The organism is Burkholderia sp. JKS000303, from assembly GCF_002563755.1.
In the GTDB taxonomy this organism is placed as follows: Bacteria; Pseudomonadota; Gammaproteobacteria; order Burkholderiales; family Burkholderiaceae; genus Burkholderia; species Burkholderia anthina_B.
In genome coordinates this window covers 1,053,004-1,075,935 of record NZ_PDBZ01000002.1, presented here as the reverse complement: position 1 = coordinate 1,075,935, position 22,932 = coordinate 1,053,004, and the positions used below count along the sequence as shown (strand labels likewise).

Here is a 22,932-nt window from a genome sequence, read left to right as displayed (position 1 = left end):
TGTCAGGCTCCCGACGTGTTGCGCGTGTCGACGTAGCGCGTGGCGGCGCTGCCGTCGTCGTCGGTGGCGGGCGTCGCGGCCGGCAAGTGGCGCAGGCAGTAGAAGCCGTAGTAGACGATCACGACGAAGCAGGCGAGCGGCACGATGAACGCGAGCTGCATGTTGCCGCCCGTGTGATCGGAGATCAGCCCCTGGATTAGCGGCACGACCGCGCCGCCGACGATGCTCATCACGAGGATCGAGCCGCCGTATTCGGTGTCCTTGCCGAGACCGTCGATCGTGAGGCCGTAGATCGTCGGCCAGCACGGGCCGAGGAACACGCTCACGCATACCGCCGCATAGACGGCCGTGATGTTGTGCACGCTGATCGTGTACGCGAGCAGCGCGATGCACAGCACGCCATAGACGATCAGCACCTTCGCCGGGCCGACGCGCTTCATCACGAGCGTCGCGATCAGCTTGCCGACGAAGAACGCGAAGAACGTCGCGAGCAGATAGTGCGATGCGCCGCGCTCGTTGAGCCCGCCGATCTGCATCGCGAGCCGGATCGTGAAGCTCCACACGCCGACCTGCGCACCCACGTACAGGAACTGCGCGACGATGCCCGCGACGAAGCGGCGGTTGCCGAACAGCCGCGCGAGCGTGCCGCGTGCGTCGATCCGGTGCGTGGTTGCGCCCGCACCGTTGCCCTTGCAGGCCGGATACGGCGTCAGCGCGAACACGACGAACACGGCCGCGAGCACGACGATCAGCCATTTGTACGGTTCGAGCGTCGCCTGGATCATCGCGAGCTGGTGCAGGTGCGCATCGGCCGCCGACATTGCCGCGAGTTGCGCATGCGACGCGTCGCCTTCCTTGAAGATCAGGAAGCTGCCCATGTACACGCCCGCCATCGCGCCGAACGGATAGAACGTCTGCGAGATGTTCAGGCGGCGCGTGCTGGTGTCGCGCGGGCCCATCAGCGTCGAATACGAGTTCGATGCCGTTTCGAGGAACGACAGGCCCGCGGCGATCACGAACAGCGCGACGAGGAACATCCCGTATTTCGCCATCGACGCGGCCGGGAAGAACAGCAGGCAACCGGTCGTGTAGAGCAGCAGGCCGACGAGGATCGTCGTCTTGTAGCTGAACTTCTTCACGACGGTCGCCGCGGGAATCGCGAGGAAGAAGTAGCCGAGATAGAACGCGGACTGCACGAACGCCGATTCGAAATCGGACAGGAAGAACGATTTCTTGAACTGCGCGATCAGCACGTCGTTCAGGTTCGCCGCGGTGCCCCACAGCGCGAACAGGCAGCACAGCAGCGTGAACGCGAAGAGGGGCGTGCGGTTCAGGTAGTAGCCGTCGGGTGTGTGTTCGATTCTGGCTCGGCGCATGGGTGTCTCCTTCCCGGGTTGTCTCGTCGATGGACGGCGCGGCTCAGTGGCCGGCGTCGCGGAGGAAGCGTTCGAACGTCGCGGCGTCGGCGTACGACTTCTGCGTGCCGAGGCCCGTGACCGAATGCGCGGCGTACGCCGACGCGTAGCGCATCGCGTCGACCGCGTCGCGCGACGCGGCGTAGCAGCGCGCGAAGCAGCCGATATACGCGTCGCCGGCGCCCGTCGTGTCGCGTGCGTCGACCGGCACGCCGGGCACGTGCCGCGCGCCGTCGCGCGACACCAGCAGCGAGCCTTCGCTACCGAGCGTGACGAGCACGTGCTTCAGCCCGCGCGCGACCAGCGATTCGGCGGCGCGGGTCGCGCTCTCGCGCGAATCGACCCGCAGGCCCGACACGATCGCGAGTTCGGTTTCGTTCGGCACGAAGAATTCGACGGGGCGGATCCGTTCGAAGTCGAGATCGGCGACGGCGGGCGCGGGGTTCAGCAGCACCGGAATGCCGTGCTTCGCGCCGAATTCGATCGCGTGATAGACGGTGTCGAGCTCGATTTCGAGCTGCAGCACGATGAGTGCGCATTCGACGAGCTTCGGCGCGGCCGCGTCGATGTCGGCCGGCCGCAGGTGACGGTTCGCGCCCTTGACGATCAGGATGCTGTTGCTCGAATCGGGTTCGACGAAGATCGGTGCGACGCCGCTCGGCACGCCGTCGACCTTGCGCACATGCGTGGTGTCGATCCCTTCGCGCTCGAAGTTGCGGATCGTGTTGTCGGCGAACACGTCGTCGCCGACCTTCGTGACCATCACGACGCGCGCACCGAGGCGCGCGGCCGCAACCGCCTGGTTCGCCCCCTTGCCGCCGCAGCCGAGCTCGAAGTTCGGCGCCTCGAGCGTTTCGCCCCGGGCGGGCATGCGGGCCACGTAGGTCACGAGGTCGACCATGTTGCTGCCGATGACGGCGATTGTCTCCATCTGCGTCTCTTCCTTGGAATGGGTGGGCCGCGCGCACGATCGGCAGCGGCCGCAACGAATGATAATAAAATCACAATAAATGTGAGAATGCAATCGTTCGGTGTTGGGTGAGTCACTATGTGGGAAGGCGGCGCGGACGGGATCGCCGTCACGGAGGCGATATGGGTCATGTTGTGGGATGTCGTATGAGATTGGGTGCGCAAATCCCGGTCGACATGTGGGGTTTTACGCGTGAATCGCTTGTATTTGCAGGATCCAAGTCATATGATGACCGATCATTTGGGCGATCCACCGTGCCGCGTTCGTGCGCAGCGCACCGGCATCGCCCGTCCTATCGCGCCTTTCGCAGTCGGCCGCCCATGTGCCGCCGACCCGCCGCATCGGGAATCCGTTCGTGAAAATCGTCGCCATCGAAGTCATCCGCCTGTCGCTCGCGTTCGACGCGGGCCGTCGTCCCGTCGCCGGCGCCGAACAGGCCGCCGCCGACACCTACAACGCCGCCGACCGCACGCTGCGCCGGATGGAATCGCTGCTCGTCCGGCTGACCGACGACGCGGGCCGCGTCGGCTGGGGCGAGGCGTTCGGCCATCTGATCAACCCCGTGACGTACGCGGCGCTCGAAGGCCCGGTCGGCCGCTGGTTCAAGGGCGCCGAATTCGAGCCGACGCGGCAGGGGATCGCCGCGTTGCGCGACGCGGCCGACCGCGCGCTGCATGCGTTCGGGCGCACGGGGCCGGTGCTGTATGCGCTGTCCGCGATCGACACGGCGCTGCACGACCTCGCCGCGCAGGCGGCCGGCTTGCCGCTGTATCGCTGGCTCGGCGGCCGCCGCGACGAGATCGACGTGTATGCGAGCCTCGTCAGCTACGACAACGCGCCCGACGAAGTCGCCCGTCATGTGCGCCGCGCGTGGGACGAAGGGTTCCGGCGCATCAAGCTGCACGAGACCCGGCGCGAGGCGATCGCGGCCGCGCGCGACGCGTTGCCGGCCGGCGGCGAGCTGATGGTCGACGTGAACTGCCCGTGGACCGCGAACGAGGCGCTCGGGCGCGTGAGCGAGCTGGCCGACCTGCGGCTCGGCTGGATCGAGGAGCCGGTTTGGCCGTGCGACGACGCGCACGGGATCGCGCGTGTGCGTGGCACCGGCGTGCCGGTCGCGGCCGGCGAGAACGCGTCCGGTGTCGCGGGTTTTCGCGACCTGTTCGAACATGAGGCGCTCGACGTCGCCCAGCCGAGCGTCGCGAAGATCGGCGGGCCGACCGGCATGGCCGAGGTGATCGCGCTCGCCGCGCATCACGACGTGCGCGTCGTGCCGCATTGCTTCTATTACGGTGCCGGGCTGCTCGCGACCGCGCACGTCGTCGCAACGCTGCCCGACGATGTCGCGCTGGAAATCCCGTATCTCGACTGGCCCGAGCGGCTGCACGACGCGCAGCGGCCCGGCGCGCGGCTGCGCCTGCCCGACACGCGCGGGCTCGGGTTCGTGCCGGACGACGCCGTGCTGGCGCGCAACACGATCGCGCGCGCGACGCTCGCGTGAGCGCGGCCGCGCTGCATCCCGTCGCACCGGATCGAAACGTGTGAAGCGGCCGCCGAGGTCGGCGCCGCAACCGAAAACCATGAAGCCGGGCACGCATCGACGCGCTCGCCCCGGTCAACAGGAGACGACATGAAAACGCATTACCGCTGGTGGATCGGCGCGCTGCTGTTCGGCGCCGGCATGCTCAACTATCTCGATCGCGCGGCGCTGTCGGTCGTCGCGCCGATCATCAAGCGCGAACTCGGCATCGACGACGCACAGATGGGGCTCCTGTTCAGCAGCTTCTTCATCGGCTACTGCGTGTTCTGTTTCGTCGGCGGCTGGGCCGCGGACCGGTTCGGCCCGCGGCGCGTGTTCGCCTGTGCGGCGGGCGTGTGGTCGCTGTTCTGCGGCGCGACCGCGCTGGCCGGTTCGTTCGCACACCTGCTCGTCGTGCGCATCGCGTTCGGGATCGGCGAAGGGCCGATGGGGACGACGACGAACAAGGCGATCTCGAACTGGTTCCCGCGCCGCGAAGCCGGCCGCGCGGTCGGCTGGACCAACGCGGGGCAGCCGCTCGGCGCGGCGATCGCGGCGCCGATCGTCGGGCTCGTCGCGCTGCAGTTCGGCTGGCGCGTGTCGTTCGTCGTGATCGCCGCGCTCGGCTTCGTGTGGCTCGCTGCATGGTGGGCCTTGTTCCGCGACGATCCGGCGACCCATCCGCGCGTATCGCCCGAAGAGGCGCGCGAGATCGTGTCGGACCGGATGGTCGACGTCGCACCCGACGCGCATGCGTCCGATCGTGCCGCGCGCCCGCTGCTGCGCGATCTGCTGTCGCGCCCGGTGCTCGGCGTCGCGCTCGCGTTCTTCAGTTTCAACTACGTGCTGTATTTCTTCCTGTCGTGGCTGCCGAGCTACCTGACCGACTACCAGCATCTGAACATCAAGCAGATGAGCGTCGTCGGCATCCTGCCGTGGCTCGGCGCGACCGTCGGCTTCGTCGCCGGCGGCACCGTGTCGGACCGCATCTATCGCCGTACCGGCGACGTGCTGTTCGCGCGCAAGGTCGTGATCGTCGTCGGGCTGGCCGTCGCGGCGGCGTGCGTGCTGCTCGCATCGCGCGTGAGCTCGCTCGGCGCGGCCGTCACGCTGATCGCGATCGCGAGCCTGTTCGCGTTCATGGCGCCGCAGGCGTGCTGGTCGCTGCTGCAGGAAATCGTGCCGCGCGAGCGCGTCGGCTCGGCGGGCGGCTTCGTCCACCTGCTCGCGAATCTCGCGGGGATCCTGTCGCCGAGCGTGACCGGCTGGCTCGTCCAGTACGGCGGCGGCTATGCGAGCGCGTTCGTGCTCGCGGGCGCGTCGGCGCTCGCCGGTGCGGTGATCCTGACGTTCGCGGTGCGCGCGCGGGCCGTCGCGCAGATGCGCGGCGCGGTCTGACGACGCGGCGCGGCGGCGCGTGCCGCGCTCATGCGTAAGCGCGGATCAGCGTGTCGAGATTGCGTCGTGCGGCCGGCGTGAGCGGCGCGAATGCCGTGGACTGGAACAGCGGATCCTGTCCGCGCAGATGGGCGAGCGCCTGCCTGCGCCCGGTGCGGAATGCTGCCGACGGCGCGTCCGGATCCTGCGCCCATTCGCGTGCGATCGCGCGATCGTATTCGCGCAGCCGGTCGGGCGCGGCCGCGAGGATCGCGAGATCGGCATCGAGAAAAAGCCGTCCGGCACGCTGCACGTCGGGATCGGCTTCGAACGTGTCGGGCAGCCGGTGCGTTTTTGTCGCGAGCACGAGTTCGTGCGCGATCGACACATGCGAGGCGTGCGCATGCCGCCACGCTTCGGTGCAGTGCGTTTGCGCGATCTGCACGAGCCATTGCGCGCTGCGCGCCTCGTTGTCCGCATAGTCCGGCAGCGTCGTCGCGTAGACGATGTCGTGCGCCCAGACGGCCAGCTCGATCGCCGGCCACAGCGGCTCGGCGCGATACGGCGCGAGATGTTCGAACAGCTCCGCGAGGTGCGCGAGCGTGTGATAGAAGCGCTGCGGCTCGCGATACGCGCGCTCGACGAGCGGCCAGACGGCGGGCGTGCCGAAGCACGCGTCGCAGGAGGCGCGCAACGTGTGCGCGAGGTCGGGGGCGAGGTCGTTCATGTCGGCGATCGGCTCGGACGGGCAATGCGCGCAGCATAGCAAACGCGGCCGCGCATCCCGCGTTCGCCGCGCGCGCGTACGATCCGGCGTTGGGGCGTCGTCTCGCGCTGTACACGACGCAGCCGGGGCTGCGGTTCCATACGTCCAACGGGTTGAGCGGCAGCGTCGCGGGCAAGGGCGGCACGGTCTACCGGCAAACGGATGCGTTCGCGCTGGAAGCCGGGCACTTCCCGGATTCGCCGCATCATCCGTCGTTCCCGACGACCGTGCTCAAGCCAGGACAGACGCTGCGCGAGGTGACGGTATGGAAGATGGGCGCGCGCCGAGCGGGCACCGCGCAGCGGCCGCTACACGTTGATCACGCCGCGCCCGAGTTCCACCACCCGGCCGCCGACGCCGATTGCGCCACGTTCGCTGACCGACAAGCGCAGCAGGCAAGGCCGGCCGACGGCTTCGCCCTGTTCGACCTCGAACGTGGCGGGCAGCACATGACTCGCGGCAAGCAGCCAGCCGCCCAGATTCGCGCAGGCCGACCCGGTGCCCGGGTCTTCCGAAATACCGCCGCCCTGTTTCGCAAAGAAATAGCGGGACACCACTTTCCCGGGACGATGCGGGTCGAATGCGAACACATAGGCGGTCTTGCGACCGAGGCTGCTGGTCGGCCAGCGATCGAGGTACGTGCTGTCGGGCCGCGCGCGGCGCACGGCCGCGGGGGTCTTGACGGCAACCAGCAACTGGTCCGCGCCGGTGTCGACCCAGAGCGGCGGCGCGAGCAGGTCGTCCGTCGTCAGCCCGAGCATGGCCGCGGTGTCGGAATCGGGCAATGCACAGGGCGCCGTTTTCGGCATGCCGGTGTGCGGCGCGGTGAAGGTCCACACGTCGTCGTTTGCATTGACGTCGACCACGCCGGCCTTGAATTCGAGCGACAGGGCATTGCCCGCCACGAGCGTGTCGCGCACGACGTGCGCGGTGCCGAGCGTCGGATGGCCCGCGAACGCCATCTCGTAGCCGGGCGTGAAGATGCGCACGCGTGCATGCGCGCGATCCGACGGCAGCACGAAGGTCGTTTCCGACAGGTTGAACTGCACGGCCAGCGCCTGCATGGTCGCGTCGTCCATGCCGCGCGCATCCTCGAACACGCATAACGGGTTGCCGCCGAACGTGGATTCGGCGAATACATTGAGCAGACGGAACGCGTACGTGGTCATGCGACTCTCTCGTTGGGGCACGACGCAACGGCGTTCGTTCGATGCGATACCGTCGTCGTGCGATCCGTCATTGTGCCTCGAAGACGCGCAGCAGGTGTCGCGCGAGCGCGATCCGCCGGCGGGAAGAACCGGGCCGGGGATTTCGATGCGGACGCAACGAAGGGGGCCGTCGCAGCGCGGTTTCCGGTCTCAATGGGACGACACATAAACGGCATCCTCGAACGCCTCCGGCACGGCGAAGCGTTCGCGCATGCGCTTCGTCTCCTGCGCGGGCGTGAGGCCGAACAGCCGCTTGAATTCCCGGCTGAATTGCGACGGGCTCGTATAGCCGACGGCGTAGCACGCGGCTTCCGCCGTGAGGTCCCGACGCACCATCAGCAGGCGGGCCTGATGCAGGCGCGTCGACTTCAGGTACTGGATCGGCGACACCTGCGTGATCGCCTTGAAATGACTGTGGAAGCTCGGCACGCTCATCCCGGCTTCCGCGGCCAGCTGCGTCACGTCGAGCGATTGCGCGTAGCCGGTGTGGATCACGCGCAGTGACCGGCCGATGCGGCCGAACTGTCCGCGCATCGCGAGCGCGCTTCTCATCGCGCTGCCCTGCGCGCCGGTGAGCACGCGGAAATACAGCTCGCGCAGCAGCGCCGGGCCGAGCACCGCCGCTTCGAGCGGCCGGTGCATCGCCTCGACGAAGCGCAGCACGCTCGTCTGCATCGCTTCGTCCATCGGCGTCGTCATCATGCTCCGGGGCGCCTGCACGGGCTCCGCGGTGCCTTCGCCGTCGATCTGCGCGGCCAGCTCCGCCGCCATCGTGAAATCGAGGTGCAGATACAGCGCCAGCAGCGGCCGCGTGGGCGTGGCATCGGTTTCCATGCTGAACGGCACGGGCACCGATACGGCCAGGTAGTGATCCGCGTCGTACAGATAAAGCTCGCCGCCGAAGTAGCCGCGCTTGCTGCCCTGGCAGACGATCACGATCCCCGGGTCGTACAGCACCGGCGTGCGCGACAGCGCGCGGTTCGAGCGCAGGACGCGCACGCTCGGCAGCGCCGTCAGGTTGTAGCCTTCGTCGGGCGCCAGTGCGTTCAGCAGCGCAACCAGGCGTTTGCGGTTGCGCGCGGACAGTGGCGGCGATGCGGCGGGGAGGGGGGCGGCATTCATAGTTTTGTGCAAGAAGATCAGCGGATTCCGGCTTATTCGGCGTAATGCATCAGACTAACATGCATGCTTCGATTGATATTCGGGAGAAGCGCACATGGCATCCGGCAACCTCATCCTCATCACCGGCGTCAGCAGCGGCTTCGGCCGCGCGCTTGCGCAACAGGCACTGGCCGCGGGTCATACGGTGGTCGGCACCGTGAGAAGCGAAGAGGCGCGGGCGGCGTTCGAAGCGCTGTCCGCGCACGCGGCCTTCGCGCGCGTGCTCGACGTGACCGACTTCGAGCGCATCGACGGCGTCGTCGCGGAGATCGAGGCGAGCGTCGGGCCCGTCGACGTGCTGGTGAACAACGCCGGCTACGGGCACGAAGGCATCATGGAGGAGTCGCCGCTGTCGGAGATGCGCCGTCAGTTCGACGTGAACGTGTTCGGCGCGGTCGCGATGATGAAAGCGGTCGTGCCGTTCATGCGCGAACGTCGTCGCGGCCGCATTCTGAACATCACGTCGATGGGCGGCCACATCACGATGCCGGGCATCGCGTATTACTGCGGCAGCAAGTTCGCGCTGGAAGGCATTTCCGAAGCGCTCGGCAAGGAACTTGAATCGTTCGGCATTGCGGTGACCGCGGTCGCGCCGGGCTCGTTTCGCACTGATTGGGCCGGCCGTTCGATGGCGCGAACGCCGCGTGCGATCGCCGATTACGATGCGATCTTCGATCCGATTCGCCGTGCCCGCGAGGAGAAAAGCGGCAGGCAACTCGGCGATCCCGTGAAGGCGGCCCGCGCGATGCTCGCGGTCATCGACGCGGAACGGCCGCCGGCACATCTGCTGCTCGGTAGCGATGCGCTTGGACTGGTGCGCGGCAAGTTGTCGGCACTGGAAGACGAAATTCGCGCATGGGAGACGGTGACGGTTTCCACTGACGGTTGAGGCACGACTTTGGGGTGTCGTCGTGTGCTAATACTGTTAGTTGCATCGCATGCGGCATCCAGCGACTGACGGGAGCGGGCCGGGACAGCGAATCCGACGCGATATTGGCGCGCGTCGCGTCGCCTGCAGGCCGCTCCGGCCGGAATCTGATCCGCTTCATGACAGGGTCGCAGTTTTCCGCTACAACGGTGTGGAGCTGCATCGACTCGCGTGGTGTGCCACCGCGCTGCAGCCCGACACTGGCCCCCGCCCCGGGGCGGTCTGCCAGTCAGCACGCAAGTGCCTACCTATCCCAAAGGAGCCTGCAGCCATGCCGTACATCACCACGAAGGACCACGTCGACATTTTCTACAAGGACTGGGGCCCGAAGGATGCGCAGCCGATCGTCTTCCATCATGGCTGGCCGCTGTCTGCCGACGACTGGGATGCGCAGCTGCTGTTCTTCGTCCAGAACGGCTATCGCGTGATTGCGCACGACCGTCGCGGCCACGGCCGCTCGGCGCAGGTGTCGGACGGTCACGACATGGATCATTACGCCGCCGATGCATTCGCGGTGGTCGAAGCGCTCGACCTGCGCAACGCGGTGCACATCGGGCACTCGACGGGCGGCGGCGAAGTCGCACGCTACGTGGCCCGCCACGGCGAGCCTGCCGGCCGCGTAGCGAAGGCCGTGCTGGTCAGCGCGGTGCCGCCGCTGATGCTGAAGACCGACGCGAACCCGGAAGGCCTGCCGCTCGACGTGTTCGATGGCTTCCGCAAGGCGCTCGCCGACAATCGCGCGCAATTCTTCCTCGACGTGCCGTCGGGCCCGTTCTACGGTTTCAACCGGCCTGGTGCGACGGTGCACCAGGGCGTGATCCGGAACTGGTGGCGTCAGGGCATGGAGGGCAGTGCGAAGGCGCACTACGAGGGCATCAAGGCTTTCTCGGAAACGGACCAGACCGAAGACCTGCGGTCGATCTCGGTGCCGACGCTCGTGCTGCACGGCGAGGACGACCAGATCGTGCCGATCGCGGACTCGGCGCTGAAGTCGGTGAAGCTCCTGAAGAACGGCACGCTGAAGACGTATCCGGGCTATTCGCACGGGATGCTGACCGTCAATGCGGACGTGCTGAACGCCGACCTGCTGGCGTTCGTCCGGTCGTAACGGGCGCGGCGCAGGCCCGCTTCGGCGGGCTGCGCCGGGTTGGCCGGCAATGCCGGCCGTTTCGTCTTCGCCGGGCTCGTGTGATGCATGCGTGTATGCCCGGGGCGCCTGTCACGCGTCATTCGCAGCGCTGTCGCCGAGATCGCCTTCGATCGCGGCCATCAGATCGTCGACGCCCACCATCAGCGCGCGCACCTGACGCAACGATTCGTACTGGTGCAACACCGCGCGCCATGACGGCAACGCAAGCAGCGCTTGCCAAATGACACCAAGGCCGTGCCGATCGGCGTTCGTTCGCTGCGCCAGCGCGCTCGCATAGTCGAGGCTCGCCGGCGCCGACAACAACTGCATGCGGCTCGCGGCGCCGAGCAGGCGTGGCGCCGGATCGGCCGAGGCATCGCAGCAGTACAGCACCTCGCGTTGCAGCGCGGCGGCGTCGATCGTCAGCGCGTGCAGCGATGCACCGTGCAGGCGCACCGCGCCTTCGCGCGTGTCGAACGAATAGACGGTATCGGGATCGGCTTGTGCGAGCAGGCTCAGGCCGCGTGTGAGACGCGGCAAATCGGTCGTCGCCGCATCGGCCGACGCCTTCGCTTCGACGAGAAAGCGGACGTGCCACGCGGCCGACGGATCGTCGCCGCGGGCGCGGTCGAGCAGCACCGCATCCCACTCGGTCTTCGCGCGATCGTGCTTGCCCGGGATCGACGACGGCACGCGCATCGACGTGACCACGCGATACGTGCGCTTCGCATCGTCCGCGTCGAGCTGGGCCGCCAGCGCGTCGAGCGCCTGCGCGGCCAGCGCTTCGACCGCCGCGCCGCGCTGTTGCGACGTCGCACCTTGCGCGACCGCGAGCGCGCTGCCTTCGAGCGGGCCCTGGCGTTCCCACAGCGTGCGGTATCGCCGCACGTCCGGATCCGGCAGCAGTGCGTCGAGACGCTGCAGCCGGCCGAGCGCCGGGTTGTCCTTCAGCTTGACGATGTCCTGTTCGAACGCGGTGTCGGTTGCCATTTCCGGTTGCGCGAGCAATTGTTGCAGCGTGGCTTCGAGCGCGTCCCATGATGCATCGGTGGCCGTCGCATGCAGCCGCGCGAGCGGCGCGCGTTGCCACGCCTGTGCGTGCCGCTCGAGCCGGGCCGGATGCGCGATCGTGTTGACCGCCGAGCGCAGCGTGCGCCGGTCCTGCTCCGCATGCGCGGCGAGCGACGCGTATTCGCGCACGGCGGCCGCGCCGTGCCGCAGCACCGCGGCCTGGAACGCGGGGTCGCCGGATTGTGCGTCGATGGCGTCGCCGATCATCCGTGCGAGCGCGTCGATGAAGCGATGTTGCAGTTCCGGGCCGGGCGTGCCGCCGTCGGCCTGCACGCGGCGCGCTTCCTCGATCACGATCGCGATGACGGTGGCCGGATGCGCGGCATCGGTCAGCGCCGCCGCGCGCACGAGCGGTGGCAACCGGAAACGGCGATCGACGGTGCGCAGGACTTCATCCAGCAGGGCGGGCAACGGTGTCGGCGGCATGGCGAATGGCGGCTGTGAACGCGGGGTGCGCGTTCGTGACGTGCGATGTGCAACGGTATCACGCAGCGCCGGCATGCAGGGCCGGGCGTTGCGCGCGCGTCGTCATGCGCTGGCCGGCGCAGCCGTCATGCGTTGCGCGTCGTCACGCGTGCAGCGCGTCGATCTGCCTGCGTGCGTTCGCGAGCCCGGCGTCGAAGCCATGCGGCTTCATGTCGAGCCCTTCCGCATAGACGAATTGCACGCGCTGAATGCCCATCAGGCCCAGCACGGCGCGCAGATACGGCGTGACCGCGTCGGTGGCGTGGCCGACGTGCACGCCGCCGCGCGAGCTGAACACGATCGCGTCGACGCCTTCGACGAGCCCCATCGGATAAGTCTCCGTGTAGCGGAACGTCACGTGTGCGCGCGCAACCAGGTCGAACCAGTTCTTCAACGGTGTCGGCACGTTGAGGTTGTACATCGGCGCGCCGATCAGCAGCAGGTCGCTGCCTTTCAGTTCGGCGACGAGCCGGTCGGACAACGCCACCGCCTGCCGCACGTGCTCGCTTTCGGCGTGGGCGCCGCGCAGCGCGTGGAACAGCACGCCGTCGAGCACCGGCAGGTCGAGGTCGGCGAGATCGCGCACGACCACGTCGTCCTCATGCCCGTTCGCGTTGCGCTGCGCGATGAACGCATCGATCAGCGCATTGGTCTGCGACCGGCTGCCGTTGAGGCTGGATTTCAGTACGAGAATGCGGGCCATCTGAATCGCTCCGTTCGACGATGATCAATGGAACCGATCCTATCACCCACTTTTTGTCTCAAAAAGCGATACTATTTCCGTTCAATGTAGCGTTTTTATCTCCAATCGCATGCGAAACAACCTGAACGGGATCGCCGTGTTCGTCGCGGCGGCGGAAGCGGACAACTTCGCGCAGGCCGCCGACGCGCTGCACATCACGCGCTCCGCGGTCGGCAAGAGCATCGCGCGGCTCGAGGAGCGGCTGGGCGTCGTGCTGTTCCAGCGCACGACGCGCACCCAGAGCCTGACGGACGAGGGCGCGCTGTTTTACGAACACTGCCTGCGCGCGGTGGAGGAGATCCACGCGGGCGAGGCGCTGCTGGAAAGCGGCAAGTGGCAGATGAAGGGGAGGTTGCGCGTGTCGATGCCGGCGCTGTTCGGTCATCTGTGCGTGGCGCCGATCCTGATCGAGCTCGCGCGCGCGCATCCGGAACTCGATCTCGACCTGTCGTTCAGCGACCGGACGATCGATCTCGTCGAAGAGCGCGTCGATCTGGCGGTGCGGGTCGGCGCGCTGCCCGACAGCAGCGGTCTCGTCGCACGCGCGCTCGGCGAGCACAAGATGGCTTTTTGCGCGTCACCGGCGTATCTGGAACGCTGCGGCGAACCCGTGACCGTCGATGCGCTCGTGCAGCACAAGGCGCTCGCCTATACGCGGCATGGTCACGTGCATCGCTGGCAAGTCGTCGTCGATGGCAGGACGGAGGAACTGCAGCCGCAAGCCCGCCTGCTGTCCGACGACTTGCGCGCGGTGCTCGATGCGGCAGTCGCCGGGCTCGGTGTTGCATGGCTGCCGTACTGGCTGGTGCGCGACGAGTTTCGCCGCGGCACGTTGCGGGAACTGCTGCCGGATCAGCCGGGCGTCGCCTATGCGATCCATGCGGTGTGGCCTTATACGTCGCACCTGCCGCTGAAGGTTCGCGCGGCGGTCGATGCGCTCGTGAGTCAGCTTCCGGCGCGACTGGCCGCGGTGGAGGCGCGGGCGTAGCGCGTTGCCGCCGGGTGCGAGCCGTGAGCATGTCGATGAACGTACGGCCGGCATTGGCCGGCAGTTGTCTTCCGTTGCGTCGCTGCCGACGCGGCGCTGCAGGCGGACGACAGCACGTATCGCCCGCCTGCAGATTCGCAAAGGAATGTGCGTCGTCGTCGCACGGCGTGGAGGCGGAATTGACGGATACGCGTTCGCGTCGATTCACGCATGCTTTTTCCGGCGCGTCCACCGGTCGTCACTTGACCAGAAACGTGCCGAGGTCGGTGACGTTCCTGAGCCAATGCGGCTTTCTGCCCCGCCCGGACCACGTTGCGCCCGTGTGCGGATTCCGGTATTTCGCGGCGCTCCTGCCTCGCCTGATCGCCGAGCCGGAATTGGATGAATCCTCCGCCGACGGCGGAAAAATATCCTGTGCCGTGATCTTGTATGCCGTCACCGTCGCGCGCACTTCCTCGACGACACGCTGGAATTCCGCGAGACGCGCCGCCTCGACTTCCGCCGTCAGGTTGTGCAGCTGATTCAAAAGCTCCCGGTATGAACTCATCCGATTTTCTCCGTCTGTCTTTCGCAGGATTGGTGATTGCTGCGCTGAATTGCGCGATCCGATCGCTCGGCTTGCTTCGGTTCCGGTCACGAAACAACGGCAGGTCGACGAGTCGGTTGCCGGAGCAGGCTGCACACGGCTCGCTCGACCATGTCGACGTCGAGTCGTTGGTCGAGATCCCGCCATTTGTCGTCGTGCGAGCGTCGTTCGGCCGCCTTGTTCGACACGAACAGGCCGACGCGCGGCTTCGCACGCGGGCCGAACCGGTGATGCCATGTCTGCTCCATCGCGTTGTGAATGGCCACTGATCGACCGAGGGTGTGTGTCACGAAACCGGGTAGTGTGGGAAGGGGGCCGCGCGAGCGGTGTCCCGCTCTACCAGCGGGCATGTTTGTCGAAATGCCGCTTCCATTGACTGTCGGTCCAGAGGTGCCAATAGAGCGGGTTGAATACCATCGACAGATAGGAGATCCCGGGTGGCGTGCCGAGTCGCCGGCAGACGTTCCTGATGCGCCGGGTGCGATACCCGTGTATCAGTTTCGGCGTCGACAGCACGACGATCGCGGTGATGAACTCGAATGCCTGCATGAATGGCATGCCGTTACCGGGCGAGCAATCGGGCGGGCGTCGGCGCGCATTCGTCCCACCGGCCGTGCGCATCGCTCGCGGGCGCGGTGACGGGCGGCACGAACATATAGCCTCTGCCGCGCACCGTCCGGATGTAGCGATGCGGGCGCGGCCCGTGCTGAATGACCGACCGAAGCCGGAACACGCGCACATCGAGCCCGCGCTCCGACTGTTCCAGCGCATCCTTGCCGAGCAGCGCGAGCAGGTTCGCGCGCGACAGCACGCGCATCGGGCGCAGCACGAACGCCTCCAGCAGCGCGAATTCGCTGGCGCGCAGGCCGATGTCGCGGCCGTTGCGACGTGCGCATCGCGTGACGAAATCGACTTCCAGGTCGCCGAATCGACAGGTCTCGCGAGCGGCCGGCAGTTCCTGGACGTACGCGGCATAGCGGCGCAGCACGCATTTGATGCGTGCGACGAGCTCCATCGGATCGAACGGGTCGATCAGGTAATCGTCCGCGCCGAGTTCGAGCGCATCGATCTTCTCGGCAATGTTCGCGTCGCGACTGAGCATGATCACCGGCATCTCGTAGCCCGCGGCGCGCAGCTTGCGCAGTGCCACGTACACGTCGTCGAACGGCCGGTCCGCCCGCAGCACGATCGCGGACGGCATTTCCTTCCCGACGGGGGCGAGCAGCGACGATGGATCGCGCAGGTCGGACATCCCGATCCGGTACTGGTGAAGGCAGGCGCGCAGCGTATCGCGCAGGCCGCGATTGGGTTCGAGAACGAGAATCCGGGTAGTCATGGGGTAGCGACGATCCTGGCTGCAAATCAACGGGCGTGGCACCGCGCCGTTCGGCGGGCGAGCGCGACGCCGAATGGTGTTCAGGCTAGCGCGCAACTGCGCACCGAACATGGAGAAATCGAGGAGAAAATATGGAGGCCGCCCAACCCGCGCTCCGGGGCGCACCGCATCACGGATAATCGGTGAACCGGTCACCCGGTGCCTTCTGCGCGGCTGCCGTATAGCCCGGCACCGCGGCGGCGAATTCGCGCGAGAGCCCGCTGTCGGCCGTCCCGAGGCCCTTCAGCTGAAGCTGCAGCATGATCCGCGATCCCGCGTGATACGTCGTCGAACTCGTTGCATACAGGTACTTCTCGGCCGCGACACCGAGACTCCAGCAGTCGGCGTCGTACTCGATGCCGACCAGGCCGGTCAGCAGGCGATGCGTGTCCAGGTCGTAGTTGAGCCGCGCCACGCCGGACAGGTTGCGCGCGAGCGGCCATTGCGCGGACAGCACGGCCTGGCGGATCGGCTCGATGTCCTCGCTCGAACTCGAATAGTCGATTGCGCGGTTGTAGCGATAGGACAGGTTCAGCACGCGCCGTTCGCCCGGCGACCAGCCGAAGCCGACCGACGCGCGCCGCAGGTAATCGTGGATCTCGTCGTACTGCACGGCCTGGTTTGCCTGGATGCCGTCGCCGATCCGGTACGACGTGCCCAGCACCAGCCCGGTGCGCGCGACCGTTGACGCCGCATCGCTCTCCAGCAGCGTCACGCGCGGCGCGCGGAAATCGTACTGCTGCGCGAGCACGACGCGCGCGCGCTCGTCGCCCGTCGACGGCTCGATCAGGCGCGACGTCAACGCCGCGGTCACGCGATTCGCATCGGCCACGCGGTCGTGACCGACGAACGTGTTGTCGGTAAACAGTTCGCCGATGCCGAAATCCGTGACGGTGGTATCGAACAGCGGCGCATCGTTCTGGTTGCGATACGGCGTGTACACGTAGTAGAGCCGCGGCTCGAGCGTCTGCAGGTACGCATGGCCGAACAGGCTCACGCCGCGCTCGAAACGCAGGCCCGTGTCGACGCTGAGCGTCGGCACGTTGACGTCGAAGCGTTTCGGCTGCCCGCTCGGCGCGTCGCTGCCGATCGACGTGAGGTCGTAGCTCGCGAAATGCCATTTCAGTTTCGGCGTGAAGAACCAGCCGGGCCGTTCGACCGAATACGCGACATACGGATCGAGCACGAAGCGGTTGCCCTGCGTGGCGCCGGACACCGTCGAGCGAAAGCGTGTCGCATCGGTCTCCATGCCGAAATCGAAGCCGCCCACGTTGTAGCGCGCATAGCGCACGTTCAGCTGCGGCTCGCTGGCATAGACGGTGCTCGAACTGAACGACTGCCAGTGCTGGACCCGGAACAGCACCGACCAGGGTGCTTTGGCATACGTCAGCCCGGCCTCCTGGCGGTACAGCGTCGACGAGGCGGCCGTGCCCGACGACGCGAGTTCCGCCGCCGCGGCCGAATCCGACACACGATCGCCGTACAGGTAGAAGCCGAAGCCGTTGCCGAGGTTCCAGTCGTGCTTGACGTGCAGCGAATAGCGGTTCGTCCCGGTCAACCGGTCGCCGGGCAGATACGCGGCCGCCAGTTCGCCGCTGTAGGCCGCGCCCAGATAGCGGTAGTCGGCGCCGAGCATCGTGCCGCGCCGCTGCATGTAGCGCGGCGTCAGCGTCAGGTCGTAGTTGGGCGCGAGATTGACGTAGACGGGCTGGGTCGCCACGAGGCCGTTGGTCGAATCGAACGACAGCGTGGGCGGCAACAGCCCGGTGCGCCGCGCGCCCGACAGCGGGAACGACAGCCACGGGCTCGCGAAGATCGGCACGCCCTGGAAGAACAGCACGCCGTCGTGCGCGACGCCGGTATCGCTGCCGCTGTCGATGTCGAAGCGCGACGCCTTCATGTACCAGGCCGGCCGGTCGCCGCACGCGCAGGTCGTATACGTTCCGTGCTCGACGATCGTGCGCGCCTCGTCCGCGACGTCGATGCGCTGCGCGCTGCCCCGGCCGCCATTCAGCGTGAAGCGGTACTTCGGCGTCACGATGTAGCCTTGCCGCGCATCGATTCGGAAGTGCGCTTCCGGCCCGAAGAACAGCCGGCCGTCGTCCGCGAGCACGACATGGCCGTATGCATCGGCGGTGTCGGTGTCGAACGCATAGTGCACCGCATCGCCCTTGACGATCGAGCGATCGCGGCGCAGTTCGGCATGGCCTTTCAGCGAGAGGTCGGTGTCGGTGGTCGAGGTTGCGCTGTCGCCGATGGCCGTCGTCGCCGGACGATGTTCCGGCGCGGTGGCGTGATCGGTCAGCTCGGTTGCGGGGCGCAGCGCCCAGTCGTCGGCAAGGTCGCGCTGGGCATGCGCGGCACACCACGGCATGTGCAGCAACAACCAGACGAGCGGTTTCAGCCGCCAGCGGAATCGGGTACGGCGTGCAGTCAAGTCGGCGCCCGTCCAGTCATCGGTTCGGGACGGCGCGCGGAAAGCCGGGCAGCGCCGGGCGCAGGCCAGCGAGGCAACCCGGTCATTGCAGCGTCACGCCCTGCGGCTGTGCGACGCTCGCGAGGCCGATCGCCGCGCGGAGCGCTTCCATGATCAGTGGAACCTGTTCGCGCGGCACGGAGAAGCCGATGCCGACGCCGCCCTGAAGGTTGAAGCGGACGATCACGTTCGGCGTGTTGTCGATCCGGCCGATCTCCCAGCCGGTCGAATGCAGCGCAAAACGCGCGTCCGGGCTGTGACCGGCGATGCGCTGCGCGCGCTCGATCGCGCCGGGCAACGCGACCAGCAGCGCGTCGAACATCGAGCGATGCAGCGCGACCGTCGGTTGCTCGCCGTGAATCAGCAGGAACTCGCCGTTCGACGACATTTCCATCGTGTCGATCGCGTGCACGACCACCGCCGCGGCATCAGCCATATCGCACCTCCGCCGGTTGCTTCGCGAATGCGAGGGGCAGGTGCGTGCACCGCGCTGGCGTGACGACCCGGGCGATCCTGGCGGTCTCGTGCAGCAGCGCATGGGCGGCCGGCGACGAGCTGGCCTCCAGCACCACGGACAGTATGCGGGCGGATAGATAGTGCTTCATGATCGACCTCGTCTCATGCATCGGAAGAAGGGAACGCAGCCCGTGCGCTCGATTCCGGCGGCGCGCGATGCGAAGGCCGCGCGCCGCCGGAATCGGCTTAGAAGCTGTGGCGCAGGCCGACCGTCACCGTGCTCTGGTGATTCGCGCTCGATGCGCTCAGGCCGTCGATCGTCGCGGTGACGCCGCTGTCGCCGGCGCCGTGCACGTGCTGATAGGCCGCTTGCAGATAGACGTCGGTACGCTTGGACAACGCGTAATCGGCTGTCAACCCGATCTGGTTCCATTTCGGTCGCACGCCCGCGAGCTGGCCCTCCGTGTACGTGTACGCACCCGTCACGCTGAATGCAGGCGTGAAGTTGTAGCGTGCCTGCACCTCGTAGTTGTTGAACCGTGCGCTGCCGCTCGAGAACGACAGGCCGTCCGACGTGCCGGACGCCGACGCGCCGATTCCCGTCAGTCCGGAAAGACGCGTCTGCGTGAACATCGCGCCGACGGTCGCCTGTCCGAACGCGTAGTTCGCGCCGGCGCCCCAGGTCCGCTGCGAGCTGGCGGTAAACGTCGTGTCGTCGCTCACGGCGCCGCTCGTGTTGGTCGACGAGCCGGCCTTGCCGAGCTGGAGATAGCCCGCGCCGACGTTCAGGCCGCCGTAGTTGTACGACGCGCCGAAGCTGTAGGCGCGGTTGTTGGCGAACCCGCTGGCCGAGTTCGAAAAGCCGTACAGTCCGGTGAATTTCAGCCCGCCGTAGTTCACGCTCTGGTACTTCACCGAGTTGCTGATGCGGAAGGAGTTCTGCACGTTGTCGTTGTCGTACGGGTGCGCGATGCCGGACATTTCGAGTGCGCCGAGCGTATCGACGACGGAGTCGTACTGGCGGCCGAGCGTCAGCGTGCCGAGCCGGTCGTTCGCGAGGCCGACGAACGCCTGGCGGCCGAACATCCGGCTGCTCTGGCCGAGCTTGCCGTTCATCACGTCGAAGCCGTTCTCGAGCGTGAAGATCGCCTTCCATCCGCCGCCCAGCTCCTCCTTGCCCGTCAGCCCGAAGCGGCTGCCGCTCAGCGTGCCGCTCGTCGCGGCTACGCTGCTCTTGCCCCCCGAGTTGCTGGTGTAGGTCACGCCGGCATCGATGATGCCGTACAGCGTCACCGAGCTTTGCGCGTGCGCGGTTGCCATGAACATGCCGGACACGCCGGCTGCAAGAAGCGATTTCTTCATTCAACTCTCCGAATCGTTTTGAAGCAGGGCCAGCGAACGCCGTCCTGCCTGGCATCCGCTTCGCAATCACCCGGAAGCCTGCGATTCCGGTGGAAGCGGATTAAAACGGATCGGACGATGCCGTAGGTTTCAACGGGACTGCACGAATGTTTCAGCCGGTTATCGCGATACCGGGTTGTAACGACCGTTGCAGCGAGCGCACCGCATGCATCCGGATGCCGGCATTGCCGTCGATCCAGTGCGGCGAACACCGGGCGCGGGCCATGTCATCGCATGTCGTGCGAGGTTTTGACCGGAAAGAGAGGCGGGTAGACAGGAATCCGGAATTTATTCTGGCGTCATGCGTGGAGATGTCGACGTACACATTTCTCGACAGAGTGACAGGCCTGAAACATTCCCGAGTCGTGTGAAACATCCGGCTAGGACGCGGTAACCCAGGCACCCGGGCCCGCTTCTACACTCCACGCCTGATCGTCGTCACGGACGCGACATCGCGCGCCCGCCGAGCGAATCAATCTGCTCAATCCGTCCCGCCCGTTCAGCTCACCATCCGAATGTTCAAGAAGACACTCGCGCACTACACCGCACTCGGCCTGATCCTCGCCGGCAGCGCAGCGCCCGACCACGCGTTTGCCGTACGGCCGGCCGCGATCCTCGATATCCGCATCAACGGACTGAAGCGCATCGAATCGCGCACGCTGCTGACCTACCTGCCGGTCAAGGTCGGCGACGCGCTTACCGACGATCTCGGCACGCAGGTGATCCGGTCGCTCTACGCGACGGGGTTCTTCAGCAACGTCACCGTGTCGACCGACGGCGACGTCGTCGTCGTCAACGTCGTCGAGCGGCCCACGATCGCCGCGGTCGAATTCGGCGGTATCGCCGAATTCGACAAGGACAACCTCGGCAAGGCGATGAAGGCGGTCGGCCTGTCGCCCGGCGTCGCGTACGACCGGTCGCTCGCGCAGAAGGCGGAGCAGGCGCTCAAGCGCCAGTATCTGACGCGCGGCTATTACGCGGCCGAGGTGACGACGACGGTCACGCCGCTCGATGCGAACCGCGTGTCGCTGCTTTTCTCGGTCGCCGAAGGCCCCAGCGCGAAGATCCGCCAGGTCAACTTCATCGGCAATCAGGCGTTTGCCACGAGCACGCTGCTCGACGAAATGCAGTCGTCCACGCCGACCTGGTCGAGCTGGTACACGAAGAACGACCTGTATTCGAAGGACAAGCTGACCGGCGATCTCGAGAACGTCCGCGCGTACTACCTGAATCGCGGCTATCTCGAGTTCAGCATCGATTCGACGCAGGTGTCGATCTCGCCGGACAAGCGCGACATGTACCTGACGATCGGCGTGCACGAAGGCGAACCGTACACGGTGTCGGCCATCACGCTCGCCGGCGACCTGCTCGGACGCGACGCGGAACTGCGCAAGCGGGTGAAGGTGGTGCCCGGGGAACGCTTTTCCGCGGACAAGCTGCAGCAGACGACCCAGGCGATCGTCGACAAGCTGGGCGAGTACGGCTACGCATTCGCGACCGTCAACGCGCAACCGGACATCGACCGCGCGGCACATCGCGTGGCGCTGACACTATCGGTCCTGCCGGGCCGGCGTGTCTACGTCCGTCATGTCGACATCGCCGGCAACACGCGCACGCGCGACGAAGTCATCCGCCGCGAGATGCGCCAGTTCGAGGACGCCTGGTTCGACTCGAGCCGGATCGCGTTGTCGAAGGAGCGCATCAGCCGGCTCGGCTACTTCACCGATGTCGACGTGGCGACCGTGCCCGTCGACGGCGACAGGGACCAGGTTGACCTGCGGGTCAAGGTCGCGGAGAAGCCGACCGGGTCGCTCACGCTCGGCGGCGGCCTGTCGTCGTCGGACAAGGTCGTGCTGTCGGCCGGCGTGACGCAGGACAACGTGTTCGGCTCGGGCACGAGCCTCGGGGTCAACCTGAACACCGCGAAAAGCTATCGGACGCTGTCGGTCACGCAAACCGATCCGTACTTCACGGTCGACGGCATCCAGCGGATCACGAGCGTGTACTACAAGACGAGCTACCCGTTCTATTACTCGTCGTCCAGCGACACGAGTTTCCGGATCGCCACGATCGGTGCCAGCCTCAAGTTCGGCATCCCGTTTTCCGAAACGGACATGGTTTACTTCGGCGCGGCGCTCGAGCAGTACCGGCTGACCGTCGACTCGAAAACGCCGCAAAGCTATCTGGACTACGTGAACTCCTTCGGCCGCGTATCGAACGTCGTCCCGATCTCGGTGAGCTGGGCGCGCGACTCGCGCGACAGCGCGCTCGCGCCGAGTCGCGGCTACTACGCACAGGCGTCGGCCGAGTACGGCACGCCGATCACGTCGGTGACGTACTACAAGGCGAATGCGAATGCGCAGTATTACTACTCGTTTGCACGCGGCTTCGTGCTGGGCTTCAACCTGCAAGGCGGCTACGGCAACGGGATCGGCGGCAAGCCGTATCCGATCTTCGAGAACTACTACGCGGGCGGGATCGGCTCGGTGCGCGGCTACGAAACGAGTTCGCTCGGCCCGCGCGATACGACGACGGGCGATCCGATCGGCGGCTCGAAGATGGTCGCCGGCAGCGTCGAACTGACGCTGCCGCTGCCGGGCTCCGGTTACGACCGCACGCTGCGCGTGTTCACGTTCGTCGACGGCGGTAACGTCTGGGGCACCGAAGGCAGCAGTACGGGCACCAACGGGCTGCGCTACTCGTACGGCGCGGGGCTGTCGTGGATCTCGCCGATCGGGCCGCTGAAGCTCAGCCTCGGTTTCCCGATCGTCCGTCACAGTACCGACAAGTATCAGAAATTCCAGTTTCAGATCGGCACGTCGTTCTGACGGCCGGTGCGCCGCGCCCGGATCGAAAGCCCGACCCGGGCGCGGTGTCCCGATCGATCAGGCAAGGTTCT

General features: G+C 67.0%; 20 protein-coding genes and 1 pseudogene. 7 read left to right on the top strand and 14 right to left on the bottom strand.

Going from position 1 to position 22,932, the window contains the following annotated elements; genetic code table 11:
• Positions 1-2: 2 nt before the first annotated feature.
• Positions 3-1,376 (bottom strand): L-fucose:H+ symporter permease, encoded by a 1,374-nt coding sequence (gene fucP / locus BX604_RS26975; RefSeq protein ID WP_098553827.1) that lies wholly within the window; start codon positions 1,374-1,376, stop codon positions 3-5.
• A 43-nt stretch (positions 1,377-1,419) separates the two neighbouring features.
• A complete protein-coding gene (rbsK, locus tag BX604_RS26970) occupies positions 1,420-2,346 on the bottom strand; it encodes a ribokinase (RefSeq protein WP_098553826.1) in 927 nt (308 codons plus the stop codon).
• Between the two features lie 394 nt (positions 2,347-2,740).
• Here rbsK and BX604_RS26965 point away from each other — a divergent pair, with 394 nt between their 5' ends.
• Both BX604_RS26965 and BX604_RS26960 read left to right on the top strand, forming a co-directional pair.
• Positions 2,741-3,886 (top strand): mandelate racemase/muconate lactonizing enzyme family protein, encoded by a 1,146-nt coding sequence (locus BX604_RS26965; protein WP_098554073.1) that lies wholly within the window; start codon positions 2,741-2,743, stop codon positions 3,884-3,886.
• 129 nt (positions 3,887-4,015) lie between these two features.
• Positions 4,016-5,302 carry an MFS transporter gene (locus BX604_RS26960; protein WP_098553825.1) on the top strand — a complete coding sequence of 429 codons (1,287 nt, stop codon included), beginning with the start codon at positions 4,016-4,018 and terminating at the stop codon, positions 5,300-5,302.
• A 28-nt stretch (positions 5,303-5,330) separates the two neighbouring features.
• Here BX604_RS26960 and BX604_RS26955 read toward each other — a convergent pair whose 3' ends face one another.
• Positions 5,331-6,008, bottom strand: coding sequence for a hypothetical protein (locus tag BX604_RS26955; protein ID WP_098553824.1), 678 nt, complete (start codon positions 6,006-6,008; stop codon positions 5,331-5,333).
• A gap of 56 nt (positions 6,009-6,064) precedes the next feature.
• Between BX604_RS26955 and BX604_RS26950 the strand changes: the two are divergent.
• A pseudogene (locus BX604_RS26950) lies at positions 6,065-6,331 on the top strand (aldose epimerase family protein); the annotation flags it as partial.
• Positions 6,332-6,355: 24 nt separating this feature from the next.
• Here the strand turns inward: BX604_RS26950 and BX604_RS26945 are convergent.
• Together BX604_RS26945 and BX604_RS26940 are read right to left on the bottom strand one after the other, a co-directional pair.
• Complete coding sequence (locus tag BX604_RS26945) at positions 6,356-7,216, bottom strand: PhzF family phenazine biosynthesis protein (protein ID WP_098553823.1); 861 nt, start codon at positions 7,214-7,216, stop codon at positions 6,356-6,358.
• A 189-nt stretch (positions 7,217-7,405) separates the two neighbouring features.
• Positions 7,406-8,377, bottom strand: a complete 972-nt coding sequence (locus BX604_RS26940) for an AraC family transcriptional regulator (RefSeq protein WP_098553822.1) — start codon at positions 8,375-8,377, stop codon at positions 7,406-7,408.
• Positions 8,378-8,471: 94 nt separating this feature from the next.
• On the opposite strand from BX604_RS26940, the gene BX604_RS26935 reads away from it, so the two are divergent.
• Both BX604_RS26935 and BX604_RS26930 read left to right on the top strand, forming a co-directional pair.
• The gene (locus BX604_RS26935) at positions 8,472-9,305 is read left to right on the top strand and encodes an oxidoreductase (RefSeq protein WP_098553821.1); all 834 of its coding nucleotides are present in this window, start codon (positions 8,472-8,474) and stop codon (positions 9,303-9,305) included.
• Between the two features lie 310 nt (positions 9,306-9,615).
• Entirely contained in the window at positions 9,616-10,452 is an 837-nt protein-coding gene (locus tag BX604_RS26930; RefSeq protein WP_098553820.1) for an alpha/beta fold hydrolase, read from the top strand.
• A 111-nt stretch (positions 10,453-10,563) separates the two neighbouring features.
• Here the strand turns inward: BX604_RS26930 and BX604_RS26925 are convergent, their stop codons facing one another.
• On the bottom strand, positions 10,564-11,970 hold the full coding sequence (locus BX604_RS26925) for a 3-deoxy-D-arabino-heptulosonate 7-phosphate synthase (RefSeq protein ID WP_098553819.1): 1,407 nt from the start codon (positions 11,968-11,970) through the stop codon (positions 10,564-10,566).
• 142 nt (positions 11,971-12,112) lie between these two features.
• Positions 12,113-12,712: an FMN-dependent NADH-azoreductase gene (locus tag BX604_RS26920; RefSeq protein ID WP_098553818.1), complete on the bottom strand. Its 600-nt coding sequence runs from the start codon at positions 12,710-12,712 to the stop codon at positions 12,113-12,115.
• Between the two features lie 109 nt (positions 12,713-12,821).
• On the opposite strand from BX604_RS26920, the gene BX604_RS26915 reads away from it, so the two are divergent.
• Entirely contained in the window at positions 12,822-13,739 is a 918-nt protein-coding gene (locus BX604_RS26915; protein WP_098553817.1) for a LysR family transcriptional regulator, read from the top strand.
• 238 nt (positions 13,740-13,977) lie between these two features.
• On the opposite strand, the gene BX604_RS26910 is transcribed toward BX604_RS26915, so the two are convergent.
• The 7 genes from BX604_RS26910 to BX604_RS26875 form a co-directional block, all read right to left on the bottom strand.
• Entirely contained in the window at positions 13,978-14,376 is a 399-nt protein-coding gene (locus BX604_RS26910) for an H-NS histone family protein (RefSeq protein WP_306668243.1), read from the bottom strand.
• Between the two features lie 285 nt (positions 14,377-14,661).
• The gene (locus BX604_RS26900; protein WP_098553814.1) at positions 14,662-14,883 is read right to left on the bottom strand and encodes a hypothetical protein; all 222 of its coding nucleotides are present in this window, start codon (positions 14,881-14,883) and stop codon (positions 14,662-14,664) included.
• 4 nt (positions 14,884-14,887) lie between these two features.
• Positions 14,888-15,661: a winged helix-turn-helix domain-containing protein gene (locus tag BX604_RS26895; protein WP_098553813.1), complete on the bottom strand. Its 774-nt coding sequence runs from the start codon at positions 15,659-15,661 to the stop codon at positions 14,888-14,890.
• Positions 15,662-15,830: 169 nt separating this feature from the next.
• On the bottom strand, positions 15,831-18,137 hold the full coding sequence (locus BX604_RS26890) for an LPS-assembly protein LptD (protein ID WP_306668242.1): 2,307 nt from the start codon (positions 18,135-18,137) through the stop codon (positions 15,831-15,833).
• 82 nt (positions 18,138-18,219) lie between these two features.
• Positions 18,220-18,612, bottom strand: coding sequence for a hypothetical protein (locus BX604_RS26885; protein WP_098553812.1), 393 nt, complete (start codon positions 18,610-18,612; stop codon positions 18,220-18,222).
• Entirely contained in the window at positions 18,605-18,781 is a 177-nt protein-coding gene (locus tag BX604_RS39130; protein ID WP_179894893.1) for a hypothetical protein, read from the bottom strand. Before BX604_RS39130 ends, BX604_RS26885 begins: the two co-directional genes overlap by 8 nt.
• 97 nt (positions 18,782-18,878) lie before the next feature.
• Positions 18,879-19,994 carry a porin gene (locus BX604_RS26875; RefSeq protein WP_098553810.1) on the bottom strand — a complete coding sequence of 372 codons (1,116 nt, stop codon included), beginning with the start codon at positions 19,992-19,994 and terminating at the stop codon, positions 18,879-18,881.
• Positions 19,995-20,548: 554 nt separating this feature from the next.
• Between BX604_RS26875 and bamA the strand changes: the two genes are divergently transcribed.
• The gene (gene bamA / locus BX604_RS26870; RefSeq protein WP_098553809.1) at positions 20,549-22,861 is read left to right on the top strand and encodes an outer membrane protein assembly factor BamA; all 2,313 of its coding nucleotides are present in this window, start codon (positions 20,549-20,551) and stop codon (positions 22,859-22,861) included.
• Positions 22,862-22,932 lie beyond the last annotated feature (71 nt).

Bases quoted from the DNA above. Each gene is read 5' to 3' on its own strand.
- fucP (WP_098553827.1), bottom strand. From the start codon at position 1,376: ATGCGCCGAGCCAGAATCGAACACACACCCGACGGCTACTACCTGAAC.
- rbsK (WP_098553826.1), bottom strand. From the start codon at position 2,346: ATGGAGACAATCGCCGTCATCGGCAGCAACATGGTCGACCTCGTGACC.
- BX604_RS26960 (WP_098553825.1), top strand. From the start codon at position 4,016: ATGAAAACGCATTACCGCTGGTGGATCGGCGCGCTGCTGTTCGGCGCC.
- BX604_RS26955 (WP_098553824.1), bottom strand. From the start codon at position 6,008: ATGAACGACCTCGCCCCCGACCTCGCGCACACGTTGCGCGCCTCCTGC.
- BX604_RS26945 (WP_098553823.1), bottom strand. From the start codon at position 7,216: ATGACCACGTACGCGTTCCGTCTGCTCAATGTATTCGCCGAATCCACG.
- BX604_RS26940 (WP_098553822.1), bottom strand. From the start codon at position 8,377: ATGAATGCCGCCCCCCTCCCCGCCGCATCGCCGCCACTGTCCGCGCGC.
- BX604_RS26935 (WP_098553821.1), top strand. From the start codon at position 8,472: ATGGCATCCGGCAACCTCATCCTCATCACCGGCGTCAGCAGCGGCTTC.
- BX604_RS26930 (WP_098553820.1), top strand. From the start codon at position 9,616: ATGCCGTACATCACCACGAAGGACCACGTCGACATTTTCTACAAGGAC.
- BX604_RS26925 (WP_098553819.1), bottom strand. From the start codon at position 11,970: ATGCCGCCGACACCGTTGCCCGCCCTGCTGGATGAAGTCCTGCGCACC.
- BX604_RS26920 (WP_098553818.1), bottom strand. From the start codon at position 12,712: ATGGCCCGCATTCTCGTACTGAAATCCAGCCTCAACGGCAGCCGGTCG.
- BX604_RS26915 (WP_098553817.1), top strand. From the start codon at position 12,822: ATGCGAAACAACCTGAACGGGATCGCCGTGTTCGTCGCGGCGGCGGAA.
- BX604_RS26900 (WP_098553814.1), bottom strand. From the start codon at position 14,883: ATGCCATTCATGCAGGCATTCGAGTTCATCACCGCGATCGTCGTGCTG.
- BX604_RS26895 (WP_098553813.1), bottom strand. From the start codon at position 15,661: ATGACTACCCGGATTCTCGTTCTCGAACCCAATCGCGGCCTGCGCGAT.
- BX604_RS26885 (WP_098553812.1), bottom strand. From the start codon at position 18,612: ATGGCTGATGCCGCGGCGGTGGTCGTGCACGCGATCGACACGATGGAA.
- BX604_RS39130 (WP_179894893.1), bottom strand. From the start codon at position 18,781: ATGAAGCACTATCTATCCGCCCGCATACTGTCCGTGGTGCTGGAGGCC.
- BX604_RS26875 (WP_098553810.1), bottom strand. From the start codon at position 19,994: ATGAAGAAATCGCTTCTTGCAGCCGGCGTGTCCGGCATGTTCATGGCA.
- bamA (WP_098553809.1), top strand. From the start codon at position 20,549: ATGTTCAAGAAGACACTCGCGCACTACACCGCACTCGGCCTGATCCTC.